The sequence below is a fragment of the Paenibacillus nicotianae genome, from assembly GCF_042681745.1.
Taxonomy (GTDB): Bacteria; Bacillota; Bacilli; order Paenibacillales; family Paenibacillaceae; genus Saccharibacillus; species Saccharibacillus nicotianae.
Genome location: NZ_JBHUGF010000010.1, coordinates 2975731 through 2990364, shown reverse-complemented (window position 1 = coordinate 2990364; position 14634 = coordinate 2975731). Strand labels below are relative to the sequence as shown.

12 protein-coding genes are annotated in these 14634 nt (G+C 40.8%); 8 read left to right on the top strand and 4 right to left on the bottom strand.

Going from position 1 to position 14634, the window contains the following annotated elements:
- Positions 1 to 3: 3 nt before the first annotated feature.
- Positions 4 to 861 carry a sugar phosphate isomerase/epimerase family protein gene (locus tag ACFSGI_RS17305; protein ID WP_204825429.1) on the bottom strand — a complete coding sequence of 286 codons (858 nt, stop codon included), beginning with the start codon at positions 859 to 861 and terminating at the stop codon, positions 4 to 6.
- Positions 858 to 1919: a Gfo/Idh/MocA family protein gene (locus ACFSGI_RS17300; RefSeq protein ID WP_204825428.1), complete on the bottom strand. Its 1062-nt coding sequence runs from the start codon at positions 1917 to 1919 to the stop codon at positions 858 to 860. Before ACFSGI_RS17300 ends, ACFSGI_RS17305 begins: the two co-directional genes overlap by 4 nt.
- A gap of 248 nt (positions 1920 to 2167) precedes the next feature.
- On the opposite strand from ACFSGI_RS17300, the gene ACFSGI_RS17295 reads away from it, so the two are divergent.
- From ACFSGI_RS17295 to ACFSGI_RS17260, 8 genes are all read left to right on the top strand, one after another.
- Positions 2168 to 3049, top strand: a complete 882-nt coding sequence (locus ACFSGI_RS17295; protein ID WP_204825427.1) for an AraC family transcriptional regulator — start codon at positions 2168 to 2170, stop codon at positions 3047 to 3049.
- Between the two features lie 27 nt (positions 3050 to 3076).
- On the top strand, positions 3077 to 4315 hold the full coding sequence (locus ACFSGI_RS17290) for an acyl-CoA dehydrogenase family protein (protein WP_204825426.1): 1239 nt from the start codon (positions 3077 to 3079) through the stop codon (positions 4313 to 4315).
- Positions 4316 to 4374: 59 nt separating this feature from the next.
- Complete coding sequence (locus ACFSGI_RS17285; RefSeq protein ID WP_379283779.1) at positions 4375 to 4620, top strand: hypothetical protein; 246 nt, start codon at positions 4375 to 4377, stop codon at positions 4618 to 4620.
- 135 nt (positions 4621 to 4755) lie between these two features.
- On the top strand, positions 4756 to 4881 hold the full coding sequence (locus tag ACFSGI_RS17280; protein WP_379283777.1) for a hypothetical protein: 126 nt from the start codon (positions 4756 to 4758) through the stop codon (positions 4879 to 4881).
- A gap of 201 nt (positions 4882 to 5082) precedes the next feature.
- Positions 5083 to 6549 (top strand): 3' terminal RNA ribose 2'-O-methyltransferase Hen1, encoded by a 1467-nt coding sequence (locus ACFSGI_RS17275; protein ID WP_204825424.1) that lies wholly within the window; start codon positions 5083 to 5085, stop codon positions 6547 to 6549.
- Positions 6546 to 9185 carry an AAA family ATPase gene (locus ACFSGI_RS17270; protein ID WP_204825423.1) on the top strand — a complete coding sequence of 880 codons (2640 nt, stop codon included), beginning with the start codon at positions 6546 to 6548 and terminating at the stop codon, positions 9183 to 9185. The genes ACFSGI_RS17275 and ACFSGI_RS17270 overlap by 4 nt, the downstream gene beginning before the upstream one ends.
- A gap of 66 nt (positions 9186 to 9251) precedes the next feature.
- Entirely contained in the window at positions 9252 to 10481 is a 1230-nt protein-coding gene (locus ACFSGI_RS17265) for an RtcB family protein (protein WP_204825422.1), read from the top strand.
- 389 nt (positions 10482 to 10870) lie between these two features.
- Positions 10871 to 12160, top strand: coding sequence for an MFS transporter (locus tag ACFSGI_RS17260; protein ID WP_379283774.1), 1290 nt, complete (start codon positions 10871 to 10873; stop codon positions 12158 to 12160).
- 202 nt (positions 12161 to 12362) lie between these two features.
- Here ACFSGI_RS17260 and ACFSGI_RS17255 read toward each other — a convergent pair whose 3' ends face one another.
- Both ACFSGI_RS17255 and uxuA read right to left on the bottom strand, forming a co-directional pair.
- Positions 12363 to 13202: an SDR family oxidoreductase gene (locus ACFSGI_RS17255; RefSeq protein WP_379283999.1), complete on the bottom strand. Its 840-nt coding sequence runs from the start codon at positions 13200 to 13202 to the stop codon at positions 12363 to 12365.
- Positions 13203 to 13461: 259 nt separating this feature from the next.
- Complete coding sequence (gene uxuA, locus ACFSGI_RS17250) at positions 13462 to 14526, bottom strand: mannonate dehydratase (protein ID WP_204825420.1); 1065 nt, start codon at positions 14524 to 14526, stop codon at positions 13462 to 13464.
- Positions 14527 to 14634 lie beyond the last annotated feature (108 nt).

The following is a 14634-nucleotide window of genomic DNA, read 5'->3' as shown; positions in this document are numbered from 1 at the left end:
TGCTTACACCTCGTCCCATATTCTTTGTACATTGGCAAGTCCTATCCGCGCACCAAGCAAGTCATTTTCCATACCTTCAAATTCGACAGAAAGATATCCATCATATCCAGAATGTTTCACAAGACGTAGTACTTCCCACATATCGATATCACCTTGACCGATAATCGCTCCACGTAGAAATTGTCCTGCTGTACTGGTAAACCAACCTTCACCGGGAGGGCGATACCCAGGACGAATATAGAAGTCTTTGATATGAACCATTGATGCATAAGGCAAATTTTGAGCAACAGCAGCTATCGGGTTTTCATCAGCACAAAGAAAGTTACCGATATCGAGTGTTGTTTTGTAATTCGGACGATCAACAGTCTGAATAAGCGTCTGTACACGATCTGCATGTTGAATAAAAAAACCATGATTTTCGACACTGGTTGTGATGCCATATTGCTGTGCATGATCTGCAATACGCCGACAAGCCGAAGCGAGACGGTTCAATTGTTGATTGAAATGTTGGATCGATACGTCTGTTGATGAAGCGACATCATGGCGCATTAATGTAACCCCTAATTGATGAGCGATAGTCACTTCATCCATCACACGCTGGATTTCTTTCTCGTACTCTTCATCATTTTCTGTTAAAAAATTAGCACCGATTGCATAATTGGAGATTTCAATCCCACGTTCACGAGCGCGAGTGACAATCTGTTCGATCAGTTCAGGCTGTTCTGTCAGATTGTAGCTAAGAGGAACAATCTCTACATGAACAGCTCCGTGATCTGCCGCAAAGTCAATCACATCCGGTACGCTCATCGCACCCGAACTTAATTGTCCATGCAGACTATACGTGCTCAGTCCGAGCTTCATAATATGACCTCCTTGCCGAGCTTAGCAGATTCATAGATTGCAGTTAGCATACGCATCATCTGCACCCCATCTTCAACAGGGCTTAGCGGTTGCTTGCCTGTCTGAATACAATCGATAAAGTGCTTGATTTCATTATCAAAAGCTTGCTCAAATTGAAAATCTTTATGATCGGTTTGCGGTTCAATATTCAGTACAGTATTATACTTTTCTGTTGTGATATGAATAGCTGGATCAACTTCAAATCCACCTTTTGTTCCATACAATTTGATCATGCCTTCATTTTGCTTGGCATGCAGACTAAAGCTTACATCTACGATTAGTGAAGCTCCATTTTTGAAACGAATCATCGCATTTGCCATATCTTCTACATCATTTTGAGTGGCATCGTAATCAGCGGCTTGGTAACGGGATAAATGTTGTACATTGGCTCGATTACCTAGCTCATGATACGTATTACCGCTTACAGATAACGGTTCAGGTCTACCCATGAGATACCAGCATAGATCGATGGCATGAACACCAATATCGATTAATGGCCCACCACCAGAACGCTTGATATCGCTGAACCAACCGCCCGGATTACCAAGACGACGAATATAAGAAGCTTTAGCATAATAAATATTACCGAAGTCTCCTTGTTGACTAAATTGGTTCAACATCTGTGCATTGGAATCATAGCGACGTACAAATCCAACTTGCAATAATTTGCCTGTCGCTTGGACAGCCGCTTGTACTTGTTCTGCTTCTTCTACAGTACGGCAAAGAGGTTTCTCTACCAATACATGCTTGCCTGCTTGAAGTGCCGCGATACTAATCTCGGCATGACTGTTATTCCATGTACAGATACTAACCGCATCAATATCTGGATTCGCTAGAAGTTCTTGATAATCGGTATACGCGATTGCGCCTTCATATTGCTTAGCTACCGTCTGTGCACGTTCTGTATTAAGGTCACAGACACCAATAATCTGTACATCTGGATGATTGTTATACGGTTTTAAATGAAATTCTGAAATACTGCCAACACCGATTACACCTATACCAATTTTGGTTGTCATACATAGTCTCCTTTAGTGTCTTTACTTCAAGCAAAGTACACATGAATTAGGGTAAATCATGGGAATGTAATCATATACCTATATGTATTTCTTTGGAAAAGTACTGCTCTGTTGAAATTATATAATGTCTTGCTACGATGGTCATGAAGCGGTGTGCGGTTTGTTTGTACTATTGTGCGATTTGAAATGATACAATAGAGAAAGAAAAGGAACAAAAAAGTACATGTTGCTGGTAAAGGAGTACCTTTATGAACTGGCCTGTAGATTTGCAAGAACCGATGAATATGCCTGATCCTTATTTTCCTATCAAAATGAACTTTTGCCATTCTTCAGAGTACGGACAGATTCTATTCCCGCACCACTGGCATCCTCATATGGAATTTCTGTATTTTGAAGAAGGCGAAGCAATTATAGAATGTAATTCAGTACCGATTCATGTCCATGCAGGAGATATTATTGTGTTGAATAGTAATGATCTTCATCATGGGATAAGTCTATGTAATCATCTGGTCTATTATGCGCTTATTGCTGACCTATCTTCATTGCAAAGTCTGTCTCAAGATGCAGTCGAGACCAAATTTATTACTCCGATGACACAGAATCGGTTACTGTTTCAAAGTTATATCACAGCAGATGATGCGCTTGAACGTTGTATGAACGAGATTGTAGATGAATTCAAAACACGTCATTTGGGGTATGAATTATCGATCAAATCCAATATGTATCGCTTGCTTACGATGCTTGTACGTCATTATGTAATCGATGATTCTAACTGGCAAAATCATCATAGTCGAATCAAAAACTTGGAGCGATTTACGCCTATTTTGCAATATATCGAACAGCATTATGCAGAAGAGATTCCTGTAGAGCAACTGGCGCAGATGGCAGGGTTGAGCCGTTTTCATTTCAGCCGTCTTTTTCACGAATTGACCAATCGCACAGTGACCGAATATATCAATCGTGTACGTATCAATCGAGCGGAATATTTATTGCTTAATAGCAGTATGACGGTAGCTGAGATTGCGATGGCTTCTGGGTATAACGATATTTCGTATTTTAGTCGAACTTTCAAAAAATACCGTAATGGTTCGCCTACCGAAATACGGGCATCATTTGCAAATGTAGAATAATACAATCTGAAACCGAGGTGCTTATCGATGAATATACAGAATTATTTTGCAGTGACTGCGGAGCAACAAGAGTTGGTACAATGGATCGGAGATATAGCCGATCGTTATGCAGATGGAGCTGTAGAAGCAGATGAACATAATCATTTAAATACAGAGCTAATTCAAGCGCTCAAAGATGCTAATTATCATACGTTTTCAGTTCCTCAAGAATATGGCGGTAAAGCCATCTCGCTGACAGACTTTCTGCTTTGTCAGGAACGGATCGCTCAAGTGGATGCACCGACAGCGATAGCGATAGGCTGGCATCATATTTCAATGTTTAATCTAGCGCAAAGCCGTACATGGGATGAAGCTGTTTTTACTGATCTTTGTCGTGATGTCGTTGAACATGGAGCATTGATCAATCGTGCGGATTCGGAAGCGGCAACAGGTAGTCCTTCGCGTGGAGGTAAACCACAGACCAAAGCGACTCGTTCAGGAGAGAGTTATATACTGAATGGTAGAAAATCGTTTACAACGATGTCGCCAATGCTCGATTATTTCCTGATCTCAGTAACACTTGAACCGGATGGTAATGTAGCTGATTTTCTTATTCCACGTACAGTAGAAGGGGTATCTATAGACCCTGTCTGGGATATGGTAGGGATGCGCGGAACGGCCAGTCATAATTTAGTATTGGAAAATGTGATGTTACCCGCCAAAGCTTGTGTCGGTATCCGTCCCAATATAACGCCGGATCAACCACGTAAATGGGAATTGAGTGCGTATATGATGAATATTCCTGCTAGTTATCTGGGAATAGCGATAGCAGCACGACAACATGCGCTTGATTTTGCATCAACGTATCAACCGAATAGTGTAAATGAACCGATTATTCATTTGCCTCATATTCAGCAGAAATTAGGGCAATTAGAGCTGGAACTTACAACAGCACGTCATTTTATGTATGCTGTAGCTAACCGTTGGGATATCGAACAACAGCATGTACTGTCTGCTGGAAAAGGATCATTGTCCGATTACCAGAACTGGAATAGTCCTGATATTGCAGCAGTCAAAACAGTAGCTATTCAAGCAGCAATCTCTGTTACCGATCAAGCGATGCGTATTGTTGGCGCTCATAGTCTAGCAATGAGCCATCCACTACAACGATTATATCGTGATGTACGCTTTGGTCTGCATAACCCGCCAATGGATGATGTCACGATCACTCAATTAGCACAACGTGCTATTCGTTCACAAGCGACTAAAGAAATCACTACCCAATAAATAGCGTATACGTAAGATCAAAAAAAGTCGATTGATGTATTCAAAAAAATAAAGCGTAATTGCGTAAAGGACGAGATATTTTGTTGATTAACACACTGGCATGGATTGGAACATTGTTTATGGTACTAGCAGTTATTTTGAGCAGTCGTGGATTTGGAGAAATCGGTGTTAGAAGGCGTAACGATGATGCTGAAATACAAGCTTATATGGAGCGTAAAAAGAAACGAATACAGTGGGCGATTCGAAGTTTTGGCGTAGCGGTTGTGATTTATATTGTAGTGTTTATTATTTATGCGCTAGGATGACGTATTCACGATAGTGTTGACAGTGTCTGGAAAAACGTTATATGATGGTCACAATTCAGACAGAAAAGTTTGCCTGATTGGATACATCAACTATGTAGAAATACCAATATATAAGAAAAAGGAGGTCACGAGAAGATGAGTTATAATCCCAATTTGACACTATTTGATTTAAAGACAGATGAACAATTTTATCATAGTCAGCGCAATTGGATACGTATTATAACGACTTATCATTCTGATCGGACCTCGCAAGATTTTTAATCTTGTTAGAATACATATGCTTATAGATTACCGCTTGTCCTCTATATTTAGGAATATAGAGTGATCCAGTTGTATCTTACCGTATAATGATTCCAGTGTATATTGCACTGTAGAGACCGCAGACGACTAAGTCTGTGGTCTTTTTTTATGCACAAATCTAGCTGTACATGAATAATGGTGAATTTGAAGGAGGGAATACAGATGTATTTAACAATCAAAGCAACAGGAGAACACGCGAGTATGATCTCGCATTTATTAGCTAAAAATCCACACAATCTTTACGACCGCACTGAAAAAGGGGCTAGAGTACGGCTGGTGTATACGTCGTCTCAACCACAAGACACAGAAGCTATGTTATTTGTAACACCCGATCCGATTGAATTGGTCAAAGGCACTCCAGATCATTATGATATTACACAATATATCAATGATCGTGAATTGGCTGTGAGTAGCTTATTTTGCAGTTATATTCGTCCAGCGTTAGGTACAGCACTCAATGGCAAGCCCAAAGCAGATTATATCAATTGGGTAAATTATCGGTTTACATTACAAATGACATTTGGGCCGGTAGCTTCTGATTTGCCAGATCATGTTATAGAGTCGTTGTTCCAACCACTTGGTTATGAGGTGCAGATAGAGCGTGGCGAGATTGATTATTCATTTGATCTCAAAAACCGCAGTACCGTACGTCATATTCAGATTAGCGGGCAACAAACATTACAACAGATGCTACGGCAATTATATATTTTGATCCCAGTTCTGGATAATTATAAACATTATTACATCAATGAAGATGAGATTGAACGCTTACGACGTTATGGCGAAGGTTGGTTATCCACACATCCACAGCATGATTTGATGATTAAGCGCAGTCTACGATTTGCACCGTTAGTTAAAGAATATGAACAACAAGTAGCAAAAGAGTCATCGATAGATGCTTTATCAACAGAGATATCAACAAATTCGATACAAAGTAACAAAGAGCAAGCTCAGTCCACAGAACAACAACTAGAACGTATTAATACGATAGAGACTGAAACTGAAACACCTGTAGTGAGATTGAATGAATTACGTTATCGTGCGATAGTCGAGCAAGTTAGTCTATTGCCACAGCGTAAGCAAGTGATTGATTTTGGAGCAGGTGAAGGTAAATTATCGGTTCGTCTTGGACAGATTGAAGGAGTGGAAAAGGTCTGGGCAGTTGAGCCTTCGATGCAATCTCAATTACGAGCGATTGATCGGTTTGCCAAGTTAGAAGGACGTACAGATGATGTAATTCCTGTCATTACTACTGGTTCGTTATTTTATCGAGATGAACGCTGGTTCGATCAAGATGTGATTATTTTGTGCGAAGTGATTGAGCATATTAACGAAGTACGATTGCCACAAGTCATCCACACGTTATTCACAGATTACCGTCCACAGACTTTAATCATGACCACACCGAATCGAGAATATAATGAAGTCTACCAGATGGATGCTGATGAGATTCGTCATACAGATCACCGATTTGAATGGACACGAGCGGAATTGGAGCAATATTGTACACAGTGGATACAAAACAGACCGTATACTTTTACGATCTCAGGGATCGGTGATAAGCATGAACAGCATGGACAACCTACACAGATGGTTGTATTTCGCAGAACAGGAGGACAGCATATATGAGCAGGCAAATAACAGAACCACGTACTGATGTATCAACATATCCTATTCAAATTCCTTATGCAGGCATCGTACTGTTAATGGGTGCATCCAATAGTGGAAAAAGTACATTGATCAAGCAATTGAAACAACAACAAGTGATTGGAGAACATGAAAGTCTGTCCTCTGATCAATTCAGACAAATGGTTGGAGATATTGATTATATCGATTGGCGACGACCTTCTCGTGAAGAAGGCGAAGTGATGTATCAACAGTACAAACGCATTTCTGATCAGGCATTCAAAGTGATGCAAGATGTATTGGTCGCACGCTGTCGCTTAAATAAATTAACGGTGGTTGATGCAACTCATTTGCAACCGGAAGATCGTGCTCTCTATATCGCATTGGGTAAACGATACCATGTACCTGTGATATTGATTGCACTTGATATATCAGATCAGACTTTAATAGAACGTGATCGTACTCGCGAACATCCACGAGGTCGACAACGTGTGAAGCAACAAGCCCATCAATTTAAACGAACGATCAAAGGATTACGAAGTGAGGGATTTGATTCGGTCTATGTGATTAAAGAGCACAAATATGCTGATATACAATGGCAACGTTCTACTAATCCGATGTTGATCGAACTTACGAAAGGTATTGATGTGATTGGAGATATTCATGGTTGTTATGACGAGATGATCGAATTGATTCAGCGTCTAGGGTATGTAGCGGATACAGATGGATTGTATCGTCATGCTGAAGGACGTCGATTCGTATCGGTTGGCGATATTATGAGCCGGGGACCTCAATCACTGCAAACTATGATTTTCTGGCAAAAGCATTTGGATGCAGAACTAGCATGGATGGTCGATAGTAATCATGGTTGGAAGATCGCTCGTTATTTGGAAGGCAGACAGGTCACCATGAATCATGGCGATGAGCAGATTATCGAAGCATTCCACCAATACGAAGCTGAGCATGGAGAAGAAGCCACACTGGTATTAAAAGAAAAGCTAAAACAGATGTTGTTATCTACACCGTCGCATCTTGTATTTACCCAGCAGGGTGTTCAGCGGGTTGTTGTGACTCATGCAGGGATTCGAGATGATTTTATCGGTAAAAACTCCAAACGAATCGATGATTATTGCCGTTATGGAGATATTGAAGGAACCGATGAAGCAGGCAAGCCGATTCGTAAAGATTGGTTTGCAGATCATACTTCAGGGGAATGGATTATATGGGGACATGATCCTCGTCCACAACCTACCACAGTTAATCAGACGATTAATATTGATCAAGGTGCTGTATTCGGTGGGATGCTCACTGCATATCGTTATCCTGAACAGACTTTTATCAGTGTCAAAGCTTACGCTGATTATGCACAAGATCCAGATAGTCCACTTGTTCGCTGGGAAGAAGGACGATTCGCTCCGCCGTCTTTATCACGCTTGATTGATGGATATACAGTGCAGACAGATGTCTATGGAGAAGTGAAAGTACGAAGTGAATTTGTGAAAACAGCGTTAGATACTACTTCACATTATACGATTCCGTTAGAAGAATTGATCTATATTCCACCAACCATGACACCACCGCCCCAAGCGGCAGTTGCTGAGAATTATCTGGAACATCCAGCAGAAGCGATAGCGTATTATCGTACCCATGAAGTGAATACGATGATTGCTGAGAAAAAGCATATGGGTAGTCGCGCCATATTGTTATTATTCCGTAATGAACAAGCAGCTATTCCTTATATCGGTAGACCGCTCAACGGAAGCATTTATACACGTACAGGTAGAGCTTTTTTCCAGAATGAGCTAGAGCGTGAAGTCTTGATAACGTTACAACAACAATTAGAAGAAGCCGGTTATTTTGCAAAGTATCAGACCGAATTTGTATTGATGGATGCTGAAATTGTACCCTGGAATCTCAAAGCTCGTGAATTGATCGCTTCTCAATATGGGCATGTGTCTGAAGCGGCTACAATGGATCGAGATTATATTGTCACTCAATTACGCAAAGCTCAAAGTGCTGGAGTAGATGTAAATGAATGGATTGAGGAATGGACAATCAAACAGCAAAATGCAGCCATTTTCAGAGAAACGTTCCAGCAATATTGTTGGGATACCGATGGAATGGACGGGATACGAATCGCTCCTTTTCATATACTGGCACATAGCACAGGATCGTTGATGGATCAGATACATCTATGGCATATGGAGCATGCAGAAGAACTAGCACAATATAGTGATTGGTTTATGGCAACAGAGTACCAACTAATCACAGATACTGCTAGTGAGCAAGAAGTGATAGCATGGTGGCAACAGTTAACAGAAGATGGGCATGAAGGTATAGTCATTAAGCCAGAGCATATGATTACACATCATCGTGAACAATTAATCCAACCTGCGATCAAAGTAAGAGGGCGCAAATATCTGCATATGATCTACGGTATCGATTATTTGCATCCGAATAACTTGAGTCGTCTCAAACAACGCAAAACGCGTAAAAAAGAACGGCATGCATTGATGGAATTTGCTTTGAGTGTAGAATCGGTAGAACGATTTGTAAGACGTGATCGTCTGGAACATATTCATGAATGTGTATTAGCGGCATTGTCTTTAGAATCCGATGCTGTTGATCCACGATTATAGATTGCATTTGTAGAACCAAACCAACGATTAAAATAATCTTAAAATAACTGAAGGAGCGTGAATACAGTGGCTTTTCAAGTCATAGATGGTGTACGTGTCTGGGGTGAACCGGATGCAGGTGCGTTGAGTCAGGCGGTAACCTGCGCGCAAACCGGTAATGTCGTACAAGCTTTATTAATGGCAGATCATCATAAAGGATACAGCCAACCAATTGGTGGAGTCGTCGCTTATGATGGACAAATTTCTCCATCAGGTGTAGGCTACGATATCGCATGTGGAAATAAAGCAGTTCGTACCAATCTGATGGCGGCAGATGTATTGCCGAATATCAGCAACATTATGGACCAAATTGCAGGTACGATTTCGTTTGGAGTTGGACGAAATAACAAACACAAAGTCGATCATGAACTGTTCGATGATCACGATTGGGATGTATACAAAACAGCAGGTGATCTCAAAACGCATAATCTGTTAAAAGAATTAGCTCATAATCAATTAGGAACAGTAGGTAGTGGTAATCACTATGTCGATTTATTTGTTGAGCCTGTCAGTGGCAAGCTGTGGATTGGTAATCACTTTGGGAGTCGTGGATTTGGACACAAAACAGCAAGTGGCTTTCTTAATTTAGCCGCGGGACGAGAATTTCTAGCCAAAGCACCGGGTGAACATATGGATCAACCACCTGTACTGCTGAATATGAACGACGAATTAGGAGATATGTATTACCGCGCGATGAAGCTTGCTGGACGTTATGCGTATGCAGGTCGTGATTATGTGATTCAAGAAGTGCTGAAGGTGTTAGGAGCGGAAGCTGATTTTGAAGTGCATAACCACCATAATTTTGCATGGAAAGAAGTGCATAATGATCAAGAAACGATTGTGATTCGTAAAGGGGCTACTCCTTCTGCACCCGGTCAATTGGGATTTATCGGTGGAAGTATGGCGGATATCTCGGTTATTGTACGTGGCAAAGATAGCCTTGAAAATAAAGATTCTTTCTATAGTACAGTTCATGGCGCAGGACGGGTAATGAGCCGTACTCAAGCCGCAGGGAAAATGAATTGGAAAACACGTACTCGTTCTGGTGGACAGATCAGTCCGGAACAGATGCAAGCCGCAGTAGCTGATTTTGGCGTAGAATTACGCGGAGCAGATACCGATGAAAGTCCATTTGCTTATCGTAAGTTACAGACTGTACTGGATGCTCATCACGAAACATTAGATATCCTGCACGTACTTAGACCGGTCGGTGTCTGTATGGCAGGAGCGAATGAATTTGATCCGTATAAAGATTAATATCTAGTTCATAGTACAAATACACATCTATAAGAGACTTTTACTGCCATGATAGCAGTGAAAGTCTTTTTTATTTCTTTTTATGACTTGATTGCGTTATTTTTATATAGAAAATAAGTGATGAATAGTCTAATATGTTCTTGTAACTCATTCTTGAATGTAGCATAATATAACACATGAATATGATACTTAAAATTGACAAATCGAAAAAGAAAATCATATACTAAATAATGGGCATTTTCACAAAAATTTAAATTAATTTTATACATAATTTATCCTAAAAATTGAATATACATACATTCTACTTGTAGATGCCATTTAAGTGCCTGCTATCCATTTATTCTATTATCAGAAAGGAAGCGAAGCTATTGATTCGGAAATCATTTTACATGTTATGGGGGACACAGACGGTTTCGAATATTGCTGATATTGTATATTTACTGAGTTTGATTACTCTGGTATTTACAGCAACAGGTTCACTTGTGACTACGATTCTGATTCCATTATTTCGAATGTTATCTAAGATTGTAAGCGGGCTTATCGCTCCATTGGTGTTATCCAAATACCGTCTGACTTCTATACTAATGGTATCGCAATTCGGACAATTTGTATTATTTTCAGGTTTGATCTTTTATTTAAATAGTACAACTGCACCTGCCTATCTGATTATTTTTTTGATTGTATTCGGGATGTCTTTTCTAGATGGATGGACAGATCCGGCACGCAATGCGTTGATTCCGCGGTTAGCTTATGATGAAGGCTTAATGAAAGCCAATGGATTTATGTCAATCAGCGATCAGATTATCAAATGCGCGGGGTGGGCATTAAGCGGTCTTATTGTAGCGATTATTGGTGCTATTCCAACGATGTGGATTGCAGCAATTTGTTATTTGTTAGCGATGGTATTTACAGCTTTTATCCGCGATCCTTATGCTTCTCCACGTACAGAGCCTTCTCTAATTGCTGTCACAGCCGAAGATACGCTGGCAACAGAAGCAGTATCTGAATCTTCAGCTACCCGACCTTCCCGTTGGGAACAATTAGCGGAAGGGTGGAAAGTACTTGGACGCAATCGTCGTGTGCGGATGTTAGCGATTATAGACAATATTGATACACTTGGCGGAGCGGCGTGGATCGGTGCATTTGTACTTGCTTTTGTCGTTCAAGTATTACATCAAGATGCACGCTGGTGGGGATTTATGAATGCTTCCTTTTTTGTAGGATCGATTGCAGGAGGAATATTTGTTGTAGCCAGAGTGAAAAAGCTACAAAAAAATGCGTTTCCAGTGATGTTAATCAGTCTGCTAGCTTATGTGATTATTACGATCTTTTTCGCTTATAATACGGTGCCGTTAATTGCTTTGATATTGATCGGCTTGTCCGGCTTACCTGTACAGATTGCAGGTGTGATTCGCCGGACATTGATTCAGCAAAATTTAACCCCGGCTGAAACGCCGAATGTGATGTCGGCTTGGAGTGTACTGAGTAATCTTACCTTTGCGATAGCGATGTTGTTATTAAGCTGGTTTGCCGATACGTTCGGTATGAGCAATATGTATTTACTCGCAGGATTATTAACTTTAGCCGCAATTGTGATGGGCTTTGCCAGTCGTGCTATTTTCCGCGAAGATTATGAAGGTTATCTACAGGATAAAAAGTTGGCGACTTCCAAGTATTAATTGATTGGAAATACTGCCGGAATGATCTACTTTTGTACTAAAAGCAAATCATACATGATAAAGTGCGATAGATTATAAACTATCGCCAACCAAGCAAAAGCCTGTTCTTACCCTTGATTATATAAGGATAACGAACAGGCTTTTTTGTATAGTGATCAAATGAATATATTGATTGTAGTCTATATAAAGCTTTCACAAAAAGTTACACACCCGAATATGCCATAAATCCACCGTCTACCGGAACCGTAATACCTGTTACAAATCCAGACGCTTGTGAATCTGCAAGCCATAACAGTGTTCCTAATAGATCATTGGGTTCACCGAATCGGCGCATTGGCGTATGAGCGATAATTTTCTCAGAACGTTCGTTGTATGAACCGTCTTCGTGTTTGAGCATTTTCGCATTTTGATCGGTTAAGAAAAAGCCAGGTGCAATCGCATTTACCCGAATCCCTGCATCAGCGAAATGTACAGCTAACCACTGGGTAAAGTTATTGATCGCCGCTTTGGCAGCACTATAAGCCGGTACTTTGGTCATTGGTGAATATGCACTCATCGACGAAATATTAATTACGGTTGCACCTTCGCGATGGATCATATTACGTGAGAAGATCTGGGTAGGAATCAATGTCCCGATCATGTTCAGATCAAGCACATCTCTAAATCCATTGAGTCCAATATCGTAAAAAGTCTGCTTGGAGACATCATTCAGATGTTCTTCTCGAAAAGATTCTTCTGTCGTATTCGCATCAGGATGATTCCCGCCTGCTCCATTAATCAGAATGTCGCAAGCTCCAAATTCAGCCATTACTGTTGCTTCGGCTAGAATTACGTTGTCTTCTTTGGTCACATCGCAGGCTACAGCAATCGCTTCTCCACCTGCATCCCGAATCTCTGCCGCTACCATTTCACCTTTGGCTAATGTACGATTCAAGATAGCAATTTTGCATCCTTGTCGCGCTAATTCATAAGCCATCGTGCGACATAATACACCTGCTCCACCTGTGATCACCACAACTTTGCCTTTAAGATGAGAGTGCAGTGGAAGCTCACTTGTTTCTGTCTCGGTCGGTGGTTCTCCGGCTGTTTTTTCAGCAGAACGAATCACTTCACGTAATGTTTTGTCTACCAGCGCATTTCCTGTTGAAGGCTTGGTCGGCGCAGGAGGAGGGACATCGCTAGCGAATAATGGATCTGTTTCTACATCTGAAATAGGTTGATAATGATCGTCTTTTCCTGTAAAAGATTGGCTCAAAGGTATCCCTTCCTTTCACATATTGCTTCTTTAGATATAATCATGTTCAAGAATGCTTATATTGAAATGAATCCCATAATCCCCATAGATACATAATACCCAAAGCGCGGTCATACAACCCGTAACCCGGTCGACATTCTTCATTCCAGATATGTCTGCCATGATCCGGTCGGCAATATCCGGTAAATCCTTCTTCTTGGTACGCCTGTACAATCCCTGTTAGATTCACTGTACCATCTTGTGTACGATGAGACGTTTCTGCAAAGTCACCGTTGTCTTCTACTTTGACATTACGTAAATGGGTAAAAGGAATCCGATCTGCAAATTCATGCACCATCGATACGATATCATTTTCTGGATTCGCTCCAAGCGAACCGCTACACAACGTAATCCCATGTGACGGACTATTATACATTTGCAAAAAGCGACGAATATTATCCTGACTGCGAATAATACGAGGCAGACCAAAAATCGACCATGGTGGATCATCGGGATGAATCGCCATTTGGATACCGTTTGCTTCAGCAACAGGAATAATTTCATCCAGAAAGTACTGTAAATTACTCCACAAATCCTCTTCTGTGAATCCTTCATAAGCTTTGAACAATTCAGTTAAATGGGTTAGTCGTTCAGGTTCCCAACCGGGCATCGTGAGCGCAGAATTGGCATTGATCTGAGACACTAATTCCAGTGGATCAATATTGTCAATTTTACTTTTCTCATAAAAAAGAGAAGTAGAACCGTCTGCCGCAGGCCGATGCAGATCAGTACGCAACCAATCGAAAATAGGCATAAAATTATAGCAAATAACCTGTACACCAATTTCAGCTAAATGGATAATCGTCTGTTTGTAATTGGCAATATATTGATCGCGTGAAGGCAATCCTAGCTTGATATCTTCATGAATGTTAACGCTCTCAACAACATGCGTATGTAGACCATACCGATTGGCAGTCGCTTGAATCTCACGAATCCGTTCTTGTGACCATACTTCGCCCACAGGTACATCATGCAGTGCCCAGACGATGCCTTCGACTCCAGGAATCTGCCGAATCTGTTCTAATGTGACAGTATCGTTATGTTCACCAAACCATCTGAATACCATTTTCATGATGATAACACCTCCATAGTCTATAATGTGTATCCTGAATTGCACAAAATAAGTATAAGTATAACAATAAAGTAAGAATATTCATTACACAACAACGAACTTGCCCGC

Coding starts and splice junctions, on each gene's coding strand:
- ACFSGI_RS17305 (WP_204825429.1), bottom strand. CDS start 861: ATGAAGCTCGGACTGAGCACGTATAGTCTGCATGGACAATTAAGTTCG.
- ACFSGI_RS17300 (WP_204825428.1), bottom strand. CDS start 1,919: ATGACAACCAAAATTGGTATAGGTGTAATCGGTGTTGGCAGTATTTCA.
- ACFSGI_RS17295 (WP_204825427.1), top strand. CDS start 2,168: ATGAACTGGCCTGTAGATTTGCAAGAACCGATGAATATGCCTGATCCT.
- ACFSGI_RS17290 (WP_204825426.1), top strand. CDS start 3,077: ATGAATATACAGAATTATTTTGCAGTGACTGCGGAGCAACAAGAGTTG.
- ACFSGI_RS17280 (WP_379283777.1), top strand. CDS start 4,756: ATGAGTTATAATCCCAATTTGACACTATTTGATTTAAAGACAGATGAA.
- ACFSGI_RS17275 (WP_204825424.1), top strand. CDS start 5,083: ATGTATTTAACAATCAAAGCAACAGGAGAACACGCGAGTATGATCTCG.
- ACFSGI_RS17270 (WP_204825423.1), top strand. CDS start 6,546: ATGAGCAGGCAAATAACAGAACCACGTACTGATGTATCAACATATCCT.
- ACFSGI_RS17260 (WP_379283774.1), top strand. CDS start 10,871: ATGTTATGGGGGACACAGACGGTTTCGAATATTGCTGATATTGTATAT.
- uxuA (WP_204825420.1), bottom strand. CDS start 14,526: ATGAAAATGGTATTCAGATGGTTTGGTGAACATAACGATACTGTCACA.